The organism is Winogradskyella marina, from assembly GCF_015645385.1.
Taxonomy (GTDB): domain Bacteria; phylum Bacteroidota; class Bacteroidia; order Flavobacteriales; family Flavobacteriaceae; genus Winogradskyella; species Winogradskyella marina.
In genome coordinates, this window is record NZ_JADOET010000008.1 from 77,205 (window position 1) to 100,658 (window position 23,454).

Consider the following 23,454-nt stretch of genomic DNA (forward strand, 5'->3'; position numbering starts at 1 on the left):
GCTCATTCAATTTTTGTAGTGATGTGTTTTATGGTTTCGGTTTCTTTAATTTCATTAATTACAGCGTATTTTGATTTAGGATGTAATTGTAATTTCAATGAAAATTGAACACTGTCTAAAGCTAGTATTTTTTTTTCAAACTTTCCCGAATCATTTATAAACTCAATTGTTTTTTTTAATGGATTTTTTATGGAATACGTTTCTAATGTATTGAAATCTTCATCTAAAATAAGACACTCTAAATCACCAATAGTCGCACTTTTGTTATACGCATCTTTTATTTTTAATTTACCATCGGTTGTAATTTGATTAATTAGCGTGATGGTTTTCTTAGTGTCTTCTTGATTAATTTTATAATTTAAGAATAGAAGTTTTGGTGGTGTTGTTATCTGTTGTTCTTCAGTAATTACAGGTTTTTTTCCAACACAAGACAATAAAGTGAATATAAAAACTAATGCAAACGTATGCTTTATAAAGTGTGAAATTTTCATTGACTAAACATTAGATGTATATCAGCGGGCAAAGTTAAACATAAAAGCAGTTGATAACAAGCAACCTATAGTTTTATAAATATCATAACAGTATTGAATTTCTTTTTTTAATCCTATTTTGTAAATTTGGATAAAAAGAAGAAATGAAAGATTTAAAAGGAAAGGTAGCGTTAATCACAGGAGGTACAAAAGGAATTGGTTTTGGTGTGGCAGAAGCTTTACTTAATCAAGGATTAAAAGTAGTGATTACAAGTAGAGATGAGAATGCGGCTAATGATGCTGCAAAAGAATTAGCATCTAAAACAGATACTATAGGATCTGTGGTTGGTATTCAGGCAGATGTTAGACATCTTCAAAGTCAAGAAGACGCTGTTAAGCAAGCACTAGATACTTTTGGACAATTAGATATTGTTATTGCAAACGCAGGTCTCGGTCATTTTGGAAGTATTGAGGATTTGACGGAAGAGCAATGGAACCAAACTATTGACACCAATCTAACAGGTGCATTTAATTCTATTAAAGCCAGTGTTGCTGCACTCAAAGCATCTAAAGGGTATTATATCACCATTTCAAGTTTAGCTGGTGCGAATTTCTTTGCAGGAGGTTCTGCTTATAACGCTAGTAAATTTGGTGTTACTGGGTTTACCCAAGCTGTAATGCTAGATTTAAGGCAATATGGAGTAAAAGTGAGTACAATTATGCCAGGATCAGTATCTACACATTTCAATGGAAATACTCCAAGTGATGAACAATCGTGGAAGATTCAAATAGAAGATATTGGTGAATTGGTAATTGATTTGTTACACATGAATCCAAGAACCTTACCAAGTAAAATTGAAGTGCGACCAACAACACCGCCAAGTAAATAGTAGAAAAACTTAAAAGAGGTTTCAATTTGAAACCTCTTTTTTATGTATAAATCTTCACCATATAATTTTCGTAACTTCGGTTGCGCCTCTGAGTTTTTGTACGACAAAATCAATCCACCACAATACGAACCCCTTCACTATGACTGCTAAATTCTGGTGCATACATACTTTGTATGGTGCTAATTCCATTACTCATGTCACCAGCATTGTTCACACGTAAATCATATTCAAACACATAAACACCTTTTGGTAAATAATCCATAAAGAAATTGGTGGCGGCATCTTTGGTGCTTTCATAATAACCCAAACCATCTTGCCATTTGTATTGTGATAATACATTTATAGGTTCTAAACCAGCAGCACGCATATCTTTAAGATGCACAAATTCCATAGAACGATCTGTTCTTAACTCTATTCTTACTCTCACTAAATCACCGACCTTTAATTTAGTTTCAGTCGTTATTTCAGTAATTTCTTCACCTGTATCTGTATTCGATTTTAAGAATAATTTCTTGCTTAATTTTAAAGGTGTTTCTGCTGAGGTGATTTTATCCAAATCCTCAAAATATTGCCAGTACAATGCTCCCCAAGCAATACCTTCTCCTTTTTTCGTGATGGTGACGTTGGCTTGTTCTGGTTGTATTTTAGAGCCATTCCAAGCGGTTTTATAATACCCTGTTCCGGCTTCTACTTTTACGTTGTCTAATGTTTCAGGTAAAATGGTTTCGTTACCCACCATAACGTCCACTTGGTCTGTGACACTCAGCCAATCACTACCTTGTAATAGTAAAGCATAAACAGCTTCAGTGGTTGCTTTAGTGGTTTTCCAACGATTGGTTTGTTTGTTTTTTAGTAACCATATTTTGAGGTTGTCGATGTCTTCGAGATTCTTCGCTTCGCTTTGAATCGTATGACCAACTTCCGAAAATACTTCTATGAAGAGAGCTTGGCTCTCGATTGGTGCTTGGTACCAATGCCAAGAGTTGGTGTTGGTTTTCCAATACATGCCTAACTCCTCAGACGTAATACTGTTTTCTTTTAAAGACTTTACAATTTTACCTGCCGTTTTGGTATCGTTTATCCTGTTCACGGTTAAAGCCATCAAACCTTTAGCATATAATGAACGTTTTAACCAATACTTTTGGATCTGACCGTGGTAATAATCCATGATATTTTGAACTTCACTCGACGTTTTAATTTCAGGATAAAAGCTTCGTGTGTATAAATAATGCAATTGTGTATGTGATAAATGGTCTTTACTTAAATCTGCATCTTTGTTGTATTTTTTGATGTTTTTATATTCTTGGATGAATTCGGAATCTAAGTATTGAATGGCATTTCTAATCATTTGAGATTCCTCGTCGCTGCGCTTTGTCGGAATGACATTTAGTTGTTTAAGATGTCCAAAACCAGCAACAATATGTTGCGTGATAAAACGATTATCGCGTCCACCATTAAACCAAGGCCAAGCTCCAGAACTGTGTTGATTGTTTTTTAGTTTTCTTAAAGCCGATTGTAATTCATTAGTCATTTTATTTAAATCGAACAACAAGGCGATGCGTTTTTTCTGTTCGGTTTCAGATTGTGCATCTCGTAACCAAGGTGTTTCTTCTATGAGCAATGATTTCAATTCTTGGTTCTTTTCTAAATTTGACAATAAAGCGTCTGTCGATTTCCATTGGTTAAAAACCGCTTCAATCTTAGGATTCGATGTTACAATATGTTGTGCTAAAGCATTCGCATAATAGCGCGAAAATGTCTGCTCGTTGCAATCGTAAGGATATTCCATTAAATAAGGCAACGCCTGAACTGCATACCACGCAGGATTTGACGTCATTTCTAGAGTCAACTTATGATTGGTTAAAGTCGTGGACGTATTATTCTTCAACTTATCTAGAGTAAACGTCTTTGTTTCATTAGAACGAATCCACATCGGAAGCGTTTCTGTTACCAACATTCTATTACTTAAAACCGGTAAGGCGTTTTGTTCACCATCACTAAAATCGCCAGCTTTTGCAGTTACTTTATATTGGACGGCTTGAATGTTTTTTGGAATATTCAAACGCCAAGATACTTGCGTATTGCCATTCGCATCAACTAGAAAAGGTGATGTGTTACTAGAGTTTGATAGCTCTGTATCAATCGATTTACCAGTTATGGCATCGATCAAGATCAATTGAGCCACTCCAGATAATTCCTTCTCTGTAAGATTGGCAATTTTTGTACTGATCGTAATGTCATCGCCTTCTCTTAAAAAACGTGGTGCATTTGGAATGACCATCAATTCTTTTTGCGTTACAGCATGTAATTGAGTGGTGGCACTTTCTAACGTTTTGGTATGTGCTAATAATTGTAATTTCCACTTCGTTAAAGCTTCTGGTGCTTTAAAGTTGAAGCTGACATTACCTTCTTTGTCGGTTTGCAATTGTGGAAAAAAGAAGGCGGTTTCGTTTAGGTTTTTTCGGATTTGGATGTTGTCTGTTTTTGAGTTATCAATTTTTTCAAATTGACCTTTTGAAATATTATAAACTGAATCCGAATTTTGTGAATTCCATTTTTCATCATTAGCAAACTTTTCATCATAATCATAACTTGCATCTGATACTTCCTCTAAAGCCATTTCATCTTCAACCATCATAACCGCTTCTGGTGCAGCCATTGATCTCATTTTAGTATAACCTCTAGTTGAGTAACGGTTATTCCCAAAATAAAATCCAAACCAATTTAATTGAACACGTCTCTGGCTAGGATAATGGCTCGAGATTTTAAAATTATTGAAAACTCTAAAGTTAGTAGTCCCAAAACTCTGTCTAGAATTTTTGTTGATGCTGCCATAATAAACAGGGTTATTAATTGGGTTGAAACTCCAGTTATGTGTTCTGAATTCATCTAAAGATGCATCGTACATACTCGCTAATAATTCAGCTGAAACTTTATCGCCTTTTGGGCCTTTAATTTTAAAACTCCAGGTCTCATCTTGTCCTGGTTGTAGTTTATCTCGGAATGTTGTGGTTTCAATTTCTAAATCCGTTTTAGGATAAGGTACATTCACATTAAAACTTTGAGATTTAAACTCATTAAAAGCTGCAAACGATGTATGAATTGCAAAACCTCCCAAATCGCTTTCCAAAACAGGAATGCTTATCGTTTTTTTAGAATTGTTTAGCGTAACCAATTGTGTCATTATAATGGTATTGTCCTTTTCAATTTCAACAGTAATAGTGATGTTTTCTGCTGCAGAACCCAAGGTTAATTTAGCCATGGAATTGGTTTCATAGCTTTCTTGGTCTAATTGTGCTTCATATAATTGGTTATTGGCAAGCGTTTTGTCTCTATCACTAAAAAGCGACGTATAAATTTGATCTTTTACAACTTGCCCAAATTTATCTTTGCTTTCAGCCACAATAATATATTGTCCAGAAGCCCATTTGTTCAGTTTCTTTAAGGTGATGTTTTTTTCTTTTTCAGTATCGAATTGGGTACTAAAAACTTGGTCTCCTTTTGTCCAATTGGTTAATTGTCCTTCGTTATCATAAGGTTCGTGAGGAAACAATTTTATAAATTCTTCTTTAGAAAGCGTCTGATAATCTGGTGCTTCCCAAGGTCTAGTTCTTAAAATACGGTCTGGTGCATTTAATTTATAAATTTTTAATTCACCTTTTGCTGGTGCAAATTGACCGTTAAGATTTTGTGAGTTTAAGGAGATTTCTATGTCTTTTGTTTCTTTATCAATCTTTTGAGGCGACACAATATTGAGTGTCATGGCATGATATCCAACGTTTACAATAGTTGAAGTAGAGCGTGTTTCTCCATTAATATCTGTAATATCTGCTGTAACTTCATAATTAAAAATAGGAAGATTATCTTTTGAAACACTGTCGTCGGGAAGCGCTTTAAAGGTAATTTCAAATTCACCGTTTTCATTTGTTTTTGTGTCTCCAAAGGTGATTTCTTGTGGTTCTGCGTTAAAATAAGGACGCCTCCAATAATACCAACTTGGAAGCCTCACATTGCGCTTTACACGATATACCACTTTGGCATTGGTAATAGTACTTCCAGCAAAGGCAACTGCAGTTCCTTTTACGGTAATACTGTCGTTTACTTTAAAGGTTTCTGTAATGGGTTGAAACTCGGGTTTAAATTTTGGTCGCTTGTATTCTTCAACTGAAATAGTGGCGTAAGCAGAATTATTTGAAAATAGTACAATGGTGTAATTGCCTGTTAAACCATCATTTGGTAAAATAAATTCGCCGTGTACTGACCCAAATGCATTAGTCTGTAGTAGCATTTCACTAACGACTTCACCATTAACATTTTTTAATCTGATTTTTGCAGCTTCATCCGCTGAAACTTCTGTTTTTCCATCTTTAGATTTGGTAGCGATGCCTTTAAAGTAAACCGTTTGTCCTGGTCTGTAAATGCTGCGGTCTGTGAATAGAAAATTTCTGTATTGAGTGTCTTTGTTTTTGTTTTGTCTGTAGGTTCGGTTGATATAATAGTCTCCAAAATAACCTATGTCATCTTTTGCGTCAACTTTAATTTGAACATTTCTATAATAGTTATTGTCTTTTATAAATTCAAATTTACCAAAGCGATTGCTTGTGAATGATTTGGTTAATTCTTTGTTTCGGTTTGTTGTATATGATAATTCTACTTTGGTATGAACTAGAGGCTTTCCGTTAGATCTATCAATAACTTGGTATAAATACGTATCGTTTTTAGAGCTTTCTATCAAGGCCAAATTGGTGGCTTGAACATGAGCAGTTGCAAAAACGTCATAATGAGATTCAGTATTTGCTTTAATGAGATATAATCCGTTGGCTAAGTTTGGTAATACAATTTCAGTACTGTGATTTTGATAGTCTCCTTCTGTTTTTAACACGCTTGAAAAGGATTCAATTGGACTCAATTTTTTAAAAAATGCCTGTTTATGATCTACTCTATATAACTCATTATAACCTTCTAATTGCTTTTGAGAAACCTTATAAATCTCGAAATTTAATTGTTCTAAGTTTTTGTAGGTTACTAATAGTTTTGAAGGTGATTCAATGCCTATAAACCGTTCGGTTTGTAACTGTAAACTTGGCTTATGGATATGAGCAATTAAAACCTCACATTTTTTAGCACCAATGCTGTTAGGGAATTTTGATACTGCCGAATTACACAATGCTTTTGCTTCTTTTAATTTCCAACGGTTTTTGGTATTGCTTTCGTTGTCTTTAAGGGTGTTTTTGTATTCATCTCCTTGTTTTTTATAAATAGTAGCAATTTCAAAACTATATAAGGTAGATAAAGCCGACGTTTTTAAATCGTTTGATGTTAACTCTAAAGTTTTTAGAAGCTGATTATCTACATCGGAAAATACAGCGTGTTGTGCAACAAAATTTAAACGTTCAATATCTACAGCAACAAAAGCTTTTGATACTCGGTCTTTACGATGAAACTTTAATAGGTTTTGATAAATTTTTAAAGCATTCCGTTGTAATGATAAAGTGTCTTTAGACTGTAAATCTATAGTGATGAAAACGTCGCTATCTCTAATAAAATGAGGGTTGTCAATTGTAAATTTATAAGCTGGTTGTGAAATACTGTTTTCGTCTGTTTTATAAAATTCTAAAGCATTATGACTTAATAAATCATATAAGGTGGGACGAACGTCTTTTGAGTTTTCTTGTTCGTTTAAAAGTAAGGTGTAGTTGGTCAATTCTTCTTGCTGAAGTATAGATTCGTTTTGAAGCGAGCTTTGAAAATAGGTGTGAATTTCAGCAAACAGCGTTTCTAAATCCCAAGTTCTAAAATCATCACTTACTTTTTCTGTAGTCTTTGTTCTATTATAAAATTGCCAACGACTTTGCTGAAAATATTGCCAATACATAGTGGCTAACATATTTTCTAAAAGCTGTTGAGTTACGGTGTCTTTTGTGCTGTTAATTTCAGATTTAAAACGATTTACTATATTGAGTTGTGCGTCTTCTTCAAGCGTTAACATGTATTTGCTAATATGCAAAAGCGCTTTGATTCGTTGTTGTGTGTTTTCCGCTTTTACAGCTTTCTGATAAATGGTTTCTACCAAATCTGAAGCACTTTTGGTAAGTCCTTCGTTTTCGAGTTTAGCCACTTTTTTCCAATCATTTTCAAAATGCGTTTGACCATAAGAAAAAGAAGCGAAGCAAATGAGCATAAGTAGAGATATATAGTGTTTCATATTGTGGGCCGCAAAAGCGGTAATCTTTTTAGAGAATCTATTTGTGTTAATTTCGATACAAACATATTCTGTTGTTTTAAGCAAAATACTTACAAAATGCATTCCAAAAAAAGTCAGAATGAGTTAATGTTTTAGTTTTATGAGTGAAGTTAACAATTTGTTGAGGAAACTAAGCGTTATTAAATTGTATTTTCGCAAAAGATAATGTTTCTATGTATAAAAATCTGATTGTCTTTTTAATGACTTCGATATGTTTTTCTCAAGCGTCTATTGAGAATGCTGAAACACATATTTCTAATAAGGAATTTGTGAAAGCACAGACCGAAATGTCCGAATTCTTAGAATCGAATCCCAATAATTTAAAGGCTATTGAACTTTTAGGTGATGCGTATGGTTACCAGGAAAAATGGGATAATGCCATTTCACAGTATCAAATTTTGAAACAAAAACGACCACAAAACGCTAATTACCATTACAAATATGGTGGTGCTTTGGGTATGAAAGCTTTGAGTATTAGTAAAATTAGAGCGCTCGGAATTATTGGCGATGTCAAAGATTCGTTTCATAAAGCAGCTCAGTTAGATCCAGGTCATATCGATGCACGTTGGGCATTGGTAGAATTGTATGTGTCTTTGCCAGGTATTGTAGGAGGTAGTTTTTCAAAAGCCTTGAGTTACGCACAGCAATTAGAAGACTTGTCTAAGGTAGATGGTTACTTGGCAAAAGGTTATGTTTACGAATATGATGATGAACCAGAACTAGCCGAAAAGTATTACAGATTGGCCATAAAAGTTGGTGGATCAGTGACCTGTTATGAAAAGTTAACTAAATTTTACGAAGGTCAAAAACAACCCGAAAAAGCTATAGGGAATTTAGAAGAAGCTAAAGGTAAGCATCAGCGGAATGCTATGCACTATCAAATTGGTAAGGTGTGCGCAGATTATAATATTCAATTAGAAAAAGGTGAAAAATGCCTTAAAACGTATTTGTCTAACCATTCGGCTCAAGATGGTGTGCCTAAAGAATGGGCCTATTACCGTTTGGCACAAATTTATAAACATAGAAACAATAGGAAAGAAGCATTCGTTTGGATAGATAAGGCGATTGCTGGTTTGCCTGACATTGAAGTTTTTCAGGAGTTTAGAGAGACAATTTAGGCTTTTAAAGGTGGGGCTTTGTTTTCGCGCGAAGACGCAAAGGCGCAAAGAAAAACAAAGGTTGTGGAATCACTTTCGATAATTGTTTATTGAGTTGATTAATTTAATCCATAAGTTTTAAACACGAAAAACTAAAGACTTCGCGAGAAATAACATCAAGTTTTCAACAAGGAGCTACATAATTTAACTGTTTTATAAGTTTTACTTTTTTCTCTTCGCATCTTCGTGCCTTCTCCGTGTATCTTTGTGTAATAGTTTTTCAAATTCATTTTCGGTTTCAAGTTCAAGTTCTATTATATTTGTTACATGAACGTACATTTTATAGCAATTGGTGGTGCAGCAATGCACAATTTAGCCTTGGCACTTTACAATAAAGGTTATAAGGTCACAGGAAGTGATGATACTATTTTTAACCCGTCAAAATCACGATTAGAAGCTAAAGGTTTGTTACCGGAAACATTCGGTTGGTATCCTGAAAAAATCACATCAGATTTAGACGCTATTGTTTTAGGAATGCATGCTAAAGCTGATAATCCTGAATTGATAAAAGCCCAAGAACTCGGCTTAAAAATCTACAGTTACCCTGAATTTCTATACGAGCAATCCAAACACAAAACACGAGTCGTTATTGGAGGGAGTCATGGGAAAACTACGATTACCTCAATGATATTACATGTGCTGCATTACCATGATAAAGATGTGGATTATATGGTAGGAGCACAGCTCGAAGGTTTTGACGTGATGGTAAAACTCACCGAGGACAATGATTTTATCGTTCTCGAAGGTGACGAATACTTAAGTTCGCCAATTGATAGACGACCAAAATTCCATTTATACAAACCGAATATTGCCTTGTTGAGCGGTATTGCTTGGGATCATATTAATGTATTTCCAACCTATGAAAACTATGTTGAGCAGTTTAGCATTTTTGTGGATTCTATTGTGAGAGGTGGAAGTATTAATTATAATGAAGAAGATGCTGAAGTAAAACGTGTCGTAGAAGCTTCGGAAAATCAGATTCGTAAGATTGCTTATAAAACTCCAGAATACACTGTTGAAAATGGAGAAACCTTATTAGATACACCAGAAGGTCCAATGCCTATTGAAGTTTTTGGAGCGCACAACTTAAACAATTTAGCAGGAGCCAAATGGATTTGCCAACATATGGGAATCGATGAAGATGATTTTTACGAAGCGATTTCAACCTTTAAAGGAGCCAGCAAACGCTTAGAAAAAATTGCCGAATCTAAAACAAGCGTCGCTTACAAGGATTTTGCGCACTCGCCAAGTAAAGTAGAAGCGACAACCAAAGCCGTAAAAGAACAATTTAGCGACCGAACTTTAGTCGCTTGTTTAGAATTACATACCTACAGTAGCTTAAATGCTGAATTTTTAAAAGAGTACAAAGGTGCATTAGACGCAGCAGATGTTGCTGTAGTATTCTATTCACCACATGCCGTTGAAATTAAAAAATTAGAAGAGGTTACTAAAGACCAAATAGCAAATGCTTTTGAGCGCGATGATTTAATTATCTACACCAACCCAGAAGAATTTAAAGACTTTTTATTCTCTCAAAGTTTTGAAAATAAGTCATTGTTGTTGATGAGTTCTGGTAACTATGGCGGTTTAGATTTTGGGGAGGTTAAACAACTCCTACAAAAGTAGGAGTCTTATTGTTTTAAGAGCCTGTTTTTGAGCGATTCATAGTGGTGTTTGCGAATGGAAGACACCATTTTTTAATTATATATGCTCTACAAATTCCAAAAACACGTTTTTATGCTGTTCCAAATCTAAATCTGGAGACAGAGAAACTCTTGCAATATAATCCTTATCACCTTCTTTAGTGGTGCCTTGTGTTGAGGTTGCAGGAATCGTCCAATAACAGCCTTTTAACTGACCATAACTAACGCAATACTTACTTTCGTCAGGAATTTCTGTAATCATCATCTGGATTAACTTATGATTTAAAGCACGTTTATAGGTTTCCTTTTCTTCAGCCGTTTCTCCTTTTGTAGGAAGGTCTAACGAAAAGACAGAAGGTGTAAAACCTTGTGATGCTAATTCCTCTGAGACAAAATTGATTTTTGCTTCAGGTAACACGTCATGAATAAAATTGACAAATTCTCGTGTGTTTTTGTAGGCTTCCGCAATTCTTTGATTCATAGAAGGCAATTGCTTTGCTAGTATCTCGTATTGATGATCGGTTGCTTCATTGTCACATAAGGTTAAATGACGTTCAATACTATCAATTAACGTTTCAGCTTTGTTGTTTGCCACGCAATACCCAGCAGTACATTTTCCACCACTTGGGAATTTTGAACCACTTGCATAAGAAATCGTTCTTACGGTTGATAATATGTCACCTTCACCTAAAAAGTGAATGTTAGGACAGAAGGTTTGGTCTAAAATAAATACAGGGTCAATAGCATTATTGCCATCCGCCGTTTTTCGTTTTTTGCTTAAGGCCGACTTTAAATCTTCTAAATTAGGGACTTCAACTCTTGGGTTTGTAGGTATTTCGGCAATAATATAAGGTATGGCATCTTGGAGCGCTACTTTAGTTAAAACGGCATCAATACTTTGTACCATATCGTTGTCACCATCAACTGGTAAATCGACCACTTCTACATGGTCTAAACATGCTGCAACACGTCTTGCTTGGTCATTGGTGCCGCCATAACAATTAGGAGGTACAATAAATTTTATGGCCTTTCCACTATGGTTCTCTTGTGCAACATCAACTAATCCCATCATAATGGCATATTGCATAGACAAACCACTTGACGCTACTAATGGTTTTGCCGTTGTTGCGGTAATTTCTTTAAGTGATTTTATAACACTCGCTTTATGGGCGTCTGAATTGTTGTCTTTAATTGTTATAGACGTCTGAGCAACAAAAGCTTTCAAAGCAGTTAATGAATTTGAAGGTGTCATAGCAATTGTTTCGCGACGTCTTACGTGTTGAATATCGGAAATATAATCTTCACTTTCCTTATTGTTAACTATTAAAACACTTCCAAGATTTTGATACAAATTAACTTGAAAATCAATATTTGCATTTTGTTCAATACTTGAAATATTATTAGGTTGTGCTATAAATATAGTACTGCCTTTAAATTTTAAGATAGCTTTTACATCATCAGTTTGCACTAACTTAAAATTATATCCATAGACACGTTTTATCAGTTCCGCATCAAAAGAAGATGGTAGTTTATCATTGTAAATAATCTGCGTGTTTTTATGATTCAGTAAATTATGTCTTAAAATCGCCAAAATGGGAGCCGTCTGAGACGAAAAACTTATTGCATTTTCTGATTTTAGCCCATTTACTTTGGCAATTCCCCATTCTAAAACACTTGAAAGTGGATGGCCTAAACGAATATAATCGTATGCAGTTGGTAGTGCACTAAGCGCAGAAGTTTCTGAATTATTGTTTTTATATAAGGTTTCAAACTGGTCTAAAAATTCGGTTTTAGCCAACGCTTCGTTATAAATATCTAATCGATGGGTTGTTAGGTTTAACCAATCTAATGGCATTTGCGCTAATACGTTTTCTATATAATTGCGACTATTTTGATCTTGCATAATTTCCAATTTTACTGGGTGGTAAAGATACGTTAGTTAGATGTTTCTTTAAAACCTTACAAGAGGTTTATTGGTTTACAATAGTTCTTATAACTTGTGTTTTACGAAGAAAAGTGACATAAAATAAATGAGAGGTCGAAGGGCTGAACTCTGTTTAAGTATGTTGTTGAAGTTATGATCAATACTACGCTATAAGCATTCTTGTTTTTCCTACTAAACGTTAGATTAAGATGTGTCTTTATTGCTGAAAATCTTTTGCAAAATAGCCGATACCTTAAGTGTTATCTTGTTTGGTCTTGATACAGCTTCTGCAAATCCCATAGTCACCAATAATGCAATGAAAGCAAGTGCGCCAAGTGCTCCGCCATAACCATCAAAAACATGATTTTTGTTAATGTAGATAGCAGCGAATATAGTTCCTGAAATGGCAAGCAACGGATAACTTTTTAACGTTTTTGAAGAAACCATACCAATAAATGAAGTGCCAACAAATACAATAGGAATATGTTCATCTAAATAACTGTTAAGTAGCTCCGGAAAACAATAAAAAAATAATCCTACGATTAATGATAGTATGGCAGATGCTTTTACAGCTCCCCATTTGAGTTGTTCACTTACAAAATGGGTTAGCGTTGCACCTATTATTCCTGTAACTATTAATATAATGATGTTCATACGATGATCCAATAAATTAATGTTGCCATAGTGACACCCGCAAAGGCCATGGTTCCCAATTTACCCCCAACACCTAGGAATAAGTTTTTTGATATCATAAAAAATAATCCTGCTAAAGTGCCTGCAGCAAGAACAAAACCAATATTTGGTGTGGTGTCTACACTAGACATGCCAACAAAGGCACCACAATAAATACTTGCAGGAATTTGTTTTAAATAGTTTGAGTTCTTATTTAAAGATGGAGCAAACGATGCTAATGTGCCTACAATTCCCATAGACAAAATAGGGCCTAAACCAGCATTAACATTTAAAAGATAGCACAGTACAGCTCCAATAGGAACCCAAATGACTACTGCGACGCGTTCGTAAGCATAATCTTCGTGATGTAAATCTAAATACCGATAACCTAAAAGTAAGGTTAGTATTATAAAAATAGCCGTAATAATTATGGTTGTATTTGTACCGTAGTGCTCTTTTACAATCATAGTTAAAAATGTAATTAGCACAAATACAACAGTAATAACCATTAAAAATCGAATGGCTTTATGTTTTCTCATTAAGAATATTTAGATTTATCTTGGAATTACGTTTGATAATGTAGCAGTTACAAAGTTCTAAGAAAATTCTAGGAAGACAAATTGTATGTTGTGTTTTTTTTATTTTTTTTAGCTTAATTGCTATTTGTTTTTCAAGATCTCAGAAACAGCTTGTTGGTAGGCTCTAGGATTATTGGCTTTTTTTATTTTTTTATATGCTTTCTGAGGGTTAGAAAATGATTGTGAAAAGTATTCCCAGAAGCCTTGCATTTTCATTTTAATTGGTGTTGGACCAGAGAGTGCAGCGTCGTATTGCTGATATATAGTATCGTGAAATTCTCTAAAAATTTCCCATCTATTTTCTGGGTATTCAGTAGTGTTGTTTTTAATCATACTTGGTAAAAACGGATCTGCAATTAAACCTCTGCCAATCATAAAATGATCGATACTAGGAAAACGCGTTTGCATTTCTTTTAGTTTGGCAACCGTTGTAATGTCTCCATTATAATATAATTTGTGTTTGGTGCTTTCAATACATTTTTCAAAAGCATCAAGATTTACTCCACCTTTATAAAGCTGTTTGCCAATACGTGCATGAATGGCAATATTTTTTAAAGGGTAGGTGTCTAGAATAGGAAAGGTGTGTAAGATTTCTTCCGGATTTTCGTAACCCATTCGCATTTTCATGGACACTAAAATATCAGTTTCAGAATGCACACGATCTAAAATATGATTGATTTTTTCCGGATCACAAATCAATCCAGAACCCATGCCACGATTGGTGACCATCGGATACGGACAACCTAAATTCCAGTTGAGTTCCTTGTACCCTAATTCTTGAATATAATCGACTGTAAATAAAAATTCATCAGCACTATTGGTCATAATTTGCGGAATGACTTCGAGTGTAGAATTGTTTTCAAGTTGTAAATCGAGTTGGTAAGAATTCTTTATGATTAGTTTTTTGTTGAATCGAATGTATGGTGCATAAAACGTATCAATTCCACCAAAATAATGGTTAAAGGCATTCCGAAACCGGAAGTCTGTAAAGCCTTGTAATGGTGATGATAAAAGTGTTATTGGCATTTCGTTTTTAGATGAAAATGTTGACTTTATTTGCAGTCGCTAAATAACGAAAAACAATTGTATTATTCTGATGAACAGAAGTGGTTTGTTACTTCAAATGTTTCTTAAAAAATGCAATCGTGCGTTCCCATGATAATTTTGCCGCTTCCTTATCATATCTTGGTGTGGTATTGTTGTGAAAACCATGATTAGTTCCGGGATAAATATAAGCTTCATAGTCTACGTCGTTTTCAATAAGTGCTTTTTCAAACGCTGGCCAACCTGCATTGACTCTAGTATCTAACTCTCCATATTGAAGTAGAAGTGGAGCTTTAATTTTTACCGCATCTTTAGCTTCTGGTTGTCTTCCATAATAAGGAACTGCAGCGCCCAATTCTGGGATTCTAACAGCCATCATATTTGAAATCCAGCCTCCAAAGCAAAAACCGACAACACCAACATTGCCATCACAGTTTTTATGATTTTTAAGATAATGATATGCTGCAATAAAATCTTCGAGCATTTCCTGTTGGTTGCGTTCTCTTTGCATGGTTCTACCATCATCATCATTACCTGGGTAACCACCAAGTGGACTTAAAGCATCAGGTGCTAAGGAAATAAAATTCTCTTTAGCTGTACGTCTGCCAACATCTTCAATATAAGGGTTGAGACCTCTGTTTTCGTGCACAACAATAACTCCTGGTAACTTGGTTTTGTTGTCCTTTGGTTGAGACAATAAACCTTTTATGGTACCTCCTCCTTTTGGCGACTCATAAGTTATGTAGTCTGAATCTAAAGTAGGATCGTCTGGTTGTACTAACAACGTATTCACGTAATCAGGCGACACAAAACTCAATAAAGACGATACCGTTAAGCCACCAACGGCGTATAAACCAAGTTTTTCGACAAACTGTCTGCGGTTGAGTTTGTTATGTGCGTAGTCATCGTATAAATCAAAAACTTCTTGTTTAATGTCTTCCTTTTTTACGTCTTTCATGATGTTGTGTTTTTAATTACATAGTTTCAGTCTTTAAAACTCAAAAAATGAGTGGCTCATATTACTGAACACGTTTTAATACAATCGAATCTTCACCAAATTCAGTTGGTCTAGCGGCATCAAAACTCAGGTTAAACTGCAATGTGTTTTTGTCTGTAAACTCAGCTATTCCAAGAATTTTTTTAGATTCTCCAGATTCTATTTTGGTAAGTGTAAAATCGACTTCAATTGGTTTTGTATCATAATTAATAGAATATGTCATTTTACCTTTTTTGCCTTTCATATAGAACTCTTTACCGCCCATAACTTGCCCTTCAATTTCAAAAGCGGCATAACCTTCAGTGTCAAAAATTAAATAACCAATTTCGCTTTGGTCTTCACCAAGCCATTTACCAACAAAATTTTCTTTCTGTGTTGTGGTATTCAGTAAAAAGAACGGAATGATAAAAAATGTAAATAGATACTTCATAGTATTTGGGTTTAAAATATGTTATTTAAAAATTGTTTAATACTTTCTTGATTAGATCTTACTAACTCCTCGCGAGCAGCTGTAATATCGGTAGGTTTCTTGTCTTGCGACAGTTTAAATTTGCCTTCCCATTGGGTAATAGTAATTTCAAACATTACAATATAATCAAGATTTTTATCTAAACGTGGATTATTTGCATTTAAAATATACTTATGTTCTGGTGCTTCTAAAAATTCAGTCATAGTTATCAACGATTCTTTTAACGCCATTTTATCTGTATTTTCATCAACTTTACCTTTAAGATGCACTTTAATATAATTCCATGTTGGAAGTTGCGTGGTAGAATAAATACTCGGAGAAATATAACATTCTGGACCGCTAAAAATAAGGGTTACATCATTGCTGTCCTTTAGTAATTTAGCCTGTGGATTGTTAATGTCAATATGCCCAATAAGTTTACCGTCGTCATAAATTAAGGGTAAATGTGTAATTAGTGGTTGGTTGTTATGTATAGAAATTACCGTCGCCAAAGGATACGTTTTAATCACTTCTATTAAATGATTTTTGTCGTTATCTTGATGGTGTTGTGGTGGATAATTCATGTGTTTTTAGCCTGTTGAATTTTAAAAAGTTATTTTCAATATGGAATTTAAATCAATTTAATGACACTCGAAATTTACAATTTTTTATCTTTAATGCATGGCAGATAAATCAACTTCATTTTCAATAAAAAATTGGTCGCAAGATGATCAGCCACGAGAAAAACTAAGAGACAAAGGTAAAACGGCACTTAGTGATGCGGAATTGATCGCTATTTTAATCGGGTCTGGAAACCGAGACGAAAGCGCTGTGGCTTTATGTAAACGTATTTTTGCTAGTGTAGACCATAATTTAAACGCCTTAGGAAAACGCTCTATTGCCCAATTAATGGAGTTTAAAGGCATAGGTGAAGCAAAAGCGATTTCTATTGTTGCGGCTTTGGAGTTAGGGAGACGTCGTCGGTTAGAAGATGCCATGCAGTTAGATAAAGTTTCATCGAGCCGATCGGTTAATAATGTAATGCAACATATTATTGGAGATTTACCTCATGAAGAATTTTGGATATTATATCTTAATAACTCAAATAAAATTATTCAAAAAAAACAACTAAGTAAAGGTGGCATTACGGGTACTTTAGTCGATGTACGTTTAGTACTTAAAAACGCTTTAGAGGTTGGTGCGACTGGTTTAATATTGTGTCATAATCACCCATCAGGTACTTTAAAACCAAGTCAGGCAGATAAAGATATTACCAAAAAGCTTAAGGTAGCAGCGCAAAGTTTGGATATTTCGGTTTTAGATCATCTAATTATTACAGAAAATGCTTATTATAGTTTTGCAGATGAAAACATGCTGTAGAAATGTTAAATTGCGAATATCAAAAACTAAATACCAAAAGAGTAATTTCAACATCGGAATTTGTTATTTTTAACTTTTTGGAATTTGCAAAACCCTATGTTATTAGTTTACACACATAAAATTACACCACGCGTTACCTATACGTTTAAGCATATATGCAAACGTATTTTGGGTATAGAAGTTAGTTTTACGTCTAAAGTTGAAGACTTTATAGCGCACGACAGCCTTAAAATGTCCTATGCAAAGCAACCATTAAGTAATGAACTGTTTGTAAGAAGTAACGACTTGTTGTTTGAAACGGGTTTATCTGATATTAATATTCAAGTTCAGCAATGGGAAAATACCAAAGGGTTTTTCAGTACTGGTGAACGAAGCGACTTACCTTTCGATATTTTTGCGGCATCCTTTTATTTACTCAGTCGTTATGAGGAATATTTACCACATGTAAAGGATGATTATGGTCGGTTTTTAGCATCTGAAAGTCTCGCATTCCAGCATAAATTTTTACAACAACCTGTTGTAGATATTTGGGCCTATAAGCTCAAAGATGTGTTGAGTGTACGTTTTCCAGAGTATCAATTTCCAGAAAGACACTATAAGATACAGCCAGTTATAGATGTGCCAATGGCATATTATTATAGAAATAAAGGGCTTTTGAGAACTATTGGAGGTACATTAAATGATCTTAGGCGGTTACGATTAAAGCAGTTGTATTTTCGCTATTTGGTACTTTTTGGCTTTAAACGCGACCCACATAATACCTTTAAGTGGATTATTAGAAAGCAAAAGCAGTACGATTTTAAATTTATGGTACTCTTTCTAATTGGTGACTATTCAACCTACGATAAAAATATAAACACGAATAAAAAAGACTTTGTATCGCTGATTAAATCGGTTGCTGATTATTGTGATGTTGGGTTAAAAGCATCATACTTTTCTTTAAATGATATTTCTATCCTTAAAAAGGAAAAGCTTAAAATGGAATCTATAATACATACTGATTTAACAGCTGTTCGTCATTCGTTTTCTAAGTTAAATTTGCCAACATCGTATCGTAATTTAGTAGAATTAGAGGTTCATCAAGATTTTACTATGGGTTACGTAAATACCATGGGTTTTAGAGCAGGTACTTGTACGCCTTTTCAGTTTTACGATTTAGATTACGAAGTACAAACACCATTGCAAATTAATCCATACCATTGTTTAGATTTTGGACTCTTAAAGTATAATTCGCTATTAGATAAAACAGAACATTTACAAAAAATAATTAGGGAGGTGAAAGCTGTAAATGGTACTTTTACACCTATATTTCACAACTATTCATTTGGTGATTTAGATCGATGGAAAGGGTTTAGATCGCTATTTAATTTAATATTAGAATCTGCAGATTAATGCAACAGATAAAACATATATTTTTTGATTTAGATCATACGCTTTGGGATTTTGATAAAAATTCGAGTTTAACGTTCGAAAAGATATTTAATTTGAATAAAATTGATGTTAATCTCAATGACTTTTTACCGATTTATGAACCCATTAATTTTAAATATTGGAAACTTTATAGAGAAGAAAAAGTGACGAAATCGGCATTGCGATATGGGAGATTAAAGGAAGCTTTTGATGGAGTAGGAGTGACCATAGAAGACGATATGATTCATCACTTATCTGAATCGTATATTAATGAGTTAACAACATTTAATCATTTATTTGATGGTGCTTTTGATACCTTAGATTACCTTAAGGATAAATACGAATTACATATAATTACGAATGGTTTTGACAGTGCACAAAATAAAAAATTAACCACTTCAAATATTAAACAGTACTTTAAAACCGTTACAAATTCAGAAATGGTTGGGGTTAAAAAACCTAACCCTAAGATTTTTAATTTTGCCTTAGATTTGGCTAAAGCAAAAGCAACCGAAAGTTTAATGATTGGAGATAATATTGAAGCCGATATTGAAGGCGCTCATAATATTGGGATGGATACCATTCATTTTGACTATAAGGACGCTCATAATAATCATAAATTTAAACGCATTACCAATTTAAAAATGCTACTAAATCACCTTTAAAAATAAAAGAATGTTTAAGAAAATACTTTTTACCGTTTCATTTGTAATCCTAAGTTTTTATGGAAATGCACAAAAAAATATTAATGATTATAAATACATACTTATACCAAAAGCGTTTGAGTTTTCTAAAGGAGATGATCAGTATCAATTAAATTCCCTTGCCAAGTTTTTATTTAATAAATATGGATACGACGCTTATTTTATTGATGAGTTTTCAGGTGATTCAAATAAAGATCGTTGCTCAGCATTAACGGTTGATGTATCTAATGATGAAGGAGGTTTGTTTTCAACGAAACTGGTAATTACACTCAAAGATTGTTTTAATGAAGAGGTTATAAAATCTAAAGTTGGTGAGTCGCGATTAAAAGCTTACGGAAAAGCTTACAATGAAGCCTTACGCGATGCTTTTGAAACCTTTCAAAACATGGATTATGAGTATGTTGAAAAGGACACTAGTATAACTGAAACGAAACAAGTACAGCCTAATGAAGACAAGCAACCTGAAAAGAAAATTGTTAATACTGAAAAGACTTCGGAAGTGAAAGAAACTAATACAAAACTAAAGGAAGAATCAACAACTTTAGCGGTTAAATCAACAGATACTATAACATCTGAACTCTACTACGCACAGGCTGTTACAAATGGATTTCAATTGGTAGATTCAGAACCAAAGGTTGTGATGATTTTGTTGAATTCTTCAGCGAAAGATGTTTTTATTGTTAAAGACAAAAGTGCAATCGTTTTTAAAAAAGAAGGAGAGTGGATTTACTCTGAGAATGACGGCACTGTAACTTCAGAAAAAATTCTAAATATTAAATTTTAATATCTTAACAGTCTCAAGATTAATACCCATACTTATCTTTCCAAAGCATTTTTAGATGATTGCGTTGGGCTTGTTCTCGAGCATTATTGCCAGGGTCATATAACTTAGTATTCGCTATTTCTTTTGGTAGAAATTCTTGCGCTGCAAAGTTGTTTTCGTAATTGTGCGAATATTTGTAGTTATCACCATATCCTAATTCTTTCATAAGTTTCGTTGGTGCATTTCGCATGGCAATTGGTACTGATAAATCTCCAGTATCTTTCACTAATTGTTGAGCTCTTCCAATAGCTTCATAGGCGGCGTTACTCTTTGGCGAACTCGCTAAATAGGTTGCACATTGACTTAAAATGATTCGTGATTCAGGATTGCCAATGGCTGACACAGCCTGAAACGTGTTATTAGCAATCACTAAAGCTGTAGGGTTGGCATTTCCAATATCTTCACTAGCTGAAATTAGTAAGCGTCTGGCAATAAATTTTACATCCTCTCCACCTTCAATCATTCGCGCTAAATAATATACTGCTGCATTTGGGTCGCTTCCACGAATCGATTTTATAAATGCCGAAATAATATCGTAATGTTGTTCTCCGGTTTTATCGTAACGGGCCGCTTGATTTTGCACTTGTTTGGTCACCAGATCATTAGAAATAATAATGTTATCACCTTCAAATGAAGCAACAAGCAATTCAAAAATATTAAGTAATTTTCTAGCATCACCACCAGATAAACGCAGTAAAGCTTCGGTTTCTTTTAATTCAATATTTAATTTAGAAAGCGTAGAATCTTCTTTTAGAGCACGTTCTAATAAGGCTTCCAAATCTGCTTTACTAAAGGCGTTTAAAGTATAAACTTGGCATCTAGATAATAAGGCAGAAATAACCTCAAAACTTGGGTTTTCCGTTGTGGCTCCGATTAAAGTTACCCAACCTTTTTCAACCGCTTCTAATAATGAATCTTGTTGCGACTTACTAAACCTATGGATTTCATCAATAAACAGAATAGGATTTTTGGTGGTAAACATGCCACCACTTTTCTTGGCCTTATCGATAACCTCTCTAATATCTTTAACACCAGAATTAATAGCACTCAATTTAAAAAACGGACGATCAGATTCGTGTGCAATAATATTTGCTAAGGTAGTTTTCCCTATGCCAGGAGGTCCCCAAAATATCATAGAAGGAATAACTCCACTTTTAATTTGTTGGTATAACATACCATCTTTACCCACTAAATGTTGTTGACTTAAGTAGTCCTCAAGGGTGTTTGGTCGTAATCGTTCTGCTAATGGAGTATTCATATTTCAAAATTACGAAATGCTTTTGTGATGGTTTAATGAAATCAATGAAATTCAATTAAAATTACAATAGCTAAAATTTTAGGGTTCTGCCATTATTTCAGTCTATCCATTTTTGGATTCAAATTTGAACTGCTTTCGTTAAATTTGAAAATGAGTAAACCACAACACTTTAAATATTCTAACAACATCATCATCTATCCGTTGATGATTCTGTTTGTTAATTGGTTGGTGTTTTGGTATCAGGTTAGAGTGGATAGTGGTATAAAATCTTTTGGTGTTAGGCCACAAAAACTAGAAGGACTTTTAGGCATTATTACAAGTCCGTTTTTGCATGGGGATATTAATCATCTTTATAATAACTCTGTACCGCTTTTTGTGCTCACGGTTGCCTTGTTTTACTTTTATAATAAAATTGCTTGGCGCGTTATAGGCTTTGGTATTTTGCTTTCAGGATTTATGACTTGGCTTATTGCTAGCTCTGGAAATCATATTGGAGCAAGTGGATTGGTGTATGTTTTAGTTAGCTTTATGTTTTTTAAAGGGATATTTGCAAAACATTATAGACTAATTGCATTGTCGTTAGTTGTTATTTTTTTATATGGAAGCATGATTTGGTATGTATTTCCTATAAAAAGTGGAATGTCTTGGGAAGGCCATTTAAGTGGTTTAATTACCGGATTGGTATTTGCCTTAATATTCAGAAAACAAGTAGCAAAACCAGAACGTTACAAATGGGAGCAACCCGATTATAATGAAGATGATGATCCGTTTATGAAACATTTTGACAAAGACGGTAATTTTATTGAGTTTGAACCCGAAGACCTCGAAATGGAATCTGAAATTGAAATAAAACCGGAAACAAAAGAAGTTGAAACTCCAAAGGTCAATTACATTTTTAGGAACAGGGATGATTAGATTTTAAAAGTCACAAACTAATATTATCGTAATCGAAGATAAGAAATGGTTGAATATTTTTACTAAAGACTAACTGCGTTGTCTCACGGCTTCATACAAAAATGCACCACAAGCTACGGAAACATTTAAAGATTCAATCTCACCTAATATGGGGAGTTTTGCTTGGTCGTCTACAACTTTTAAAACCGAAGGATTTATACCTCTTCCTTCAGATCCCATAATGATGGCACATGGTTCTTTAAACGACACATCGTATAAAAAGTGCTCAGCTTTTTCTGTAGCAGCAATGACTCTAATTCCAGAAGATTGCATATGAAAAACAGCATCTTTAATATGATCTACTTTACAAATGGGCATTTTAAAAATAGCACCAGCACTTGTTTTAATCGTATCTCCATTAATAGGAGCTCCACCTTTTTTCTGAATAATGATACCATTGACTCCAGTGCATTCTGCTGTTCTAACAATCGCACCAAAATTTCTTACATCGCTTAACTGATCTAACAAAAGGAATAAAGGAGTTTTGCCAGATTCAATGACGCTCATTACTAAATCATCAATATCATGAAATCCTATTGGTGAAATTTGAGCAACGGCTCCTTGATGGTTTCCGCGGGTTAGTCGATTTAATTTTTCAACAGGAACATATGAAGAATTAATTCCTTCAGAACGTATAGCTTGCTCTAATTCTTGAAACAAATCTCCGTTAAGCCCTTTTTGCATAAAAACTTTATCAATTGTTTCGTTAGATTTTATAGCTTCAATAATGGCTCTAATTCCAAAAATGGTAGTTTCGTTTTTCATGCTGCAAAGTTATGCAAAGTATTCTTTAATAAGTTAATTATTTTGAATGATACGTTGGTAAACTAAAAAATCTCCAACAGTACATTACTGCTG

The 23,454-nt window shown here is 34.0% G+C and carries 19 protein-coding genes; 8 read left to right on the forward strand and 11 right to left on the reverse strand.

The window, feature by feature from the left end; all coding sequences use genetic code 11:
• Positions 1-2 precede the first annotated feature (2 nt).
• Positions 3-491, reverse strand: coding sequence for a hypothetical protein (locus ITJ86_RS10590; RefSeq protein ID WP_195871616.1), 489 nt, complete (start codon positions 489-491; stop codon positions 3-5).
• A 143-nt stretch (positions 492-634) separates the two neighbouring features.
• Here ITJ86_RS10590 and ITJ86_RS10595 point away from each other — a divergent pair, with 143 nt between their 5' ends.
• Positions 635-1,360, forward strand: coding sequence for an SDR family oxidoreductase (locus ITJ86_RS10595; RefSeq protein ID WP_195871617.1), 726 nt, complete (start codon positions 635-637; stop codon positions 1,358-1,360).
• Between the two features lie 109 nt (positions 1,361-1,469).
• Here ITJ86_RS10595 and ITJ86_RS10600 read toward each other — a convergent pair whose 3' ends face one another.
• Entirely contained in the window at positions 1,470-7,565 is a 6,096-nt protein-coding gene (locus tag ITJ86_RS10600) for an alpha-2-macroglobulin family protein (protein WP_195871618.1), read from the reverse strand.
• Positions 7,566-7,804: 239 nt separating this feature from the next.
• On the opposite strand from ITJ86_RS10600, the gene ITJ86_RS10605 reads away from it, so the two are divergent.
• Positions 7,805-8,722 carry a tetratricopeptide repeat protein gene (locus tag ITJ86_RS10605; protein ID WP_225037010.1) on the forward strand — a complete coding sequence of 306 codons (918 nt, stop codon included), beginning with the start codon at positions 7,805-7,807 and terminating at the stop codon, positions 8,720-8,722.
• 306 nt (positions 8,723-9,028) lie between these two features.
• Positions 9,029-10,387 (forward strand): UDP-N-acetylmuramate--L-alanine ligase, encoded by a 1,359-nt coding sequence (locus tag ITJ86_RS10610; protein WP_195871620.1) that lies wholly within the window; start codon positions 9,029-9,031, stop codon positions 10,385-10,387.
• Between the two features lie 75 nt (positions 10,388-10,462).
• On the opposite strand, the gene ITJ86_RS10615 is transcribed toward ITJ86_RS10610, so the two are convergent.
• The 7 genes from ITJ86_RS10615 to ITJ86_RS10645 all read right to left on the reverse strand — a co-directional run bounded on the left by ITJ86_RS10615 (position 10,463) and on the right by ITJ86_RS10645 (position 16,651).
• Complete coding sequence (locus ITJ86_RS10615; protein WP_195871621.1) at positions 10,463-12,307, reverse strand: PLP-dependent aminotransferase family protein; 1,845 nt, start codon at positions 12,305-12,307, stop codon at positions 10,463-10,465.
• 225 nt (positions 12,308-12,532) lie between these two features.
• Positions 12,533-12,982: a hypothetical protein gene (locus tag ITJ86_RS10620; protein WP_225037007.1), complete on the reverse strand. Its 450-nt coding sequence runs from the start codon at positions 12,980-12,982 to the stop codon at positions 12,533-12,535.
• The gene (locus ITJ86_RS10625) at positions 12,979-13,539 is read right to left on the reverse strand and encodes a hypothetical protein (protein ID WP_195871623.1); all 561 of its coding nucleotides are present in this window, start codon (positions 13,537-13,539) and stop codon (positions 12,979-12,981) included. Before ITJ86_RS10625 ends, ITJ86_RS10620 begins: the two co-directional genes overlap by 4 nt.
• Positions 13,540-13,659: 120 nt before the next feature.
• Complete coding sequence (locus ITJ86_RS10630) at positions 13,660-14,604, reverse strand: tRNA dihydrouridine synthase (RefSeq protein WP_195871624.1); 945 nt, start codon at positions 14,602-14,604, stop codon at positions 13,660-13,662.
• A gap of 88 nt (positions 14,605-14,692) precedes the next feature.
• Complete coding sequence (locus ITJ86_RS10635; RefSeq protein WP_195871625.1) at positions 14,693-15,580, reverse strand: dienelactone hydrolase family protein; 888 nt, start codon at positions 15,578-15,580, stop codon at positions 14,693-14,695.
• 61 nt (positions 15,581-15,641) lie between these two features.
• Positions 15,642-16,049, reverse strand: coding sequence for a hypothetical protein (locus ITJ86_RS10640; protein WP_195871626.1), 408 nt, complete (start codon positions 16,047-16,049; stop codon positions 15,642-15,644).
• A gap of 11 nt (positions 16,050-16,060) precedes the next feature.
• Complete coding sequence (locus ITJ86_RS10645) at positions 16,061-16,651, reverse strand: FMN-binding negative transcriptional regulator (protein WP_195871627.1); 591 nt, start codon at positions 16,649-16,651, stop codon at positions 16,061-16,063.
• Positions 16,652-16,748: 97 nt separating this feature from the next.
• On the opposite strand from ITJ86_RS10645, the gene radC reads away from it, so the two are divergent.
• The 4 genes from radC (at position 16,749) to ITJ86_RS10665 (ending at position 20,345) form a co-directional block, all read left to right on the forward strand.
• Positions 16,749-17,447, forward strand: a complete 699-nt coding sequence (gene radC, locus ITJ86_RS10650; RefSeq protein WP_195871628.1) for a RadC family protein — start codon at positions 16,749-16,751, stop codon at positions 17,445-17,447.
• Between the two features lie 96 nt (positions 17,448-17,543).
• The gene (locus tag ITJ86_RS10655; RefSeq protein ID WP_195871629.1) at positions 17,544-18,839 is read left to right on the forward strand and encodes a polysaccharide deacetylase family protein; all 1,296 of its coding nucleotides are present in this window, start codon (positions 17,544-17,546) and stop codon (positions 18,837-18,839) included.
• A complete protein-coding gene (locus ITJ86_RS10660; protein ID WP_195871630.1) occupies positions 18,839-19,522 on the forward strand; it encodes a YjjG family noncanonical pyrimidine nucleotidase in 684 nt (227 codons plus the stop codon). Before ITJ86_RS10655 ends, ITJ86_RS10660 begins: the two co-directional genes overlap by 1 nt.
• Before the next feature lie 10 nt (positions 19,523-19,532).
• Positions 19,533-20,345 (forward strand): hypothetical protein, encoded by an 813-nt coding sequence (locus ITJ86_RS10665; protein WP_195871631.1) that lies wholly within the window; start codon positions 19,533-19,535, stop codon positions 20,343-20,345.
• Positions 20,346-20,364: 19 nt separating this feature from the next.
• Here the strand turns inward: ITJ86_RS10665 and ITJ86_RS10670 are convergent, their stop codons facing one another.
• Complete coding sequence (locus ITJ86_RS10670) at positions 20,365-21,642, reverse strand: replication-associated recombination protein A (protein WP_195871632.1); 1,278 nt, start codon at positions 21,640-21,642, stop codon at positions 20,365-20,367.
• A gap of 150 nt (positions 21,643-21,792) precedes the next feature.
• Here ITJ86_RS10670 and ITJ86_RS10675 point away from each other — a divergent pair, with 150 nt between their 5' ends.
• Positions 21,793-22,557 (forward strand): rhomboid family intramembrane serine protease, encoded by a 765-nt coding sequence (locus ITJ86_RS10675; RefSeq protein ID WP_195871633.1) that lies wholly within the window; start codon positions 21,793-21,795, stop codon positions 22,555-22,557.
• A gap of 69 nt (positions 22,558-22,626) precedes the next feature.
• On the opposite strand, the gene rlmB is transcribed toward ITJ86_RS10675, so the two are convergent.
• Positions 22,627-23,361: a 23S rRNA (guanosine(2251)-2'-O)-methyltransferase RlmB gene (rlmB, locus tag ITJ86_RS10680; RefSeq protein ID WP_195871634.1), complete on the reverse strand. Its 735-nt coding sequence runs from the start codon at positions 23,359-23,361 to the stop codon at positions 22,627-22,629.
• Positions 23,362-23,454: the final 93 nt, after the last annotated feature.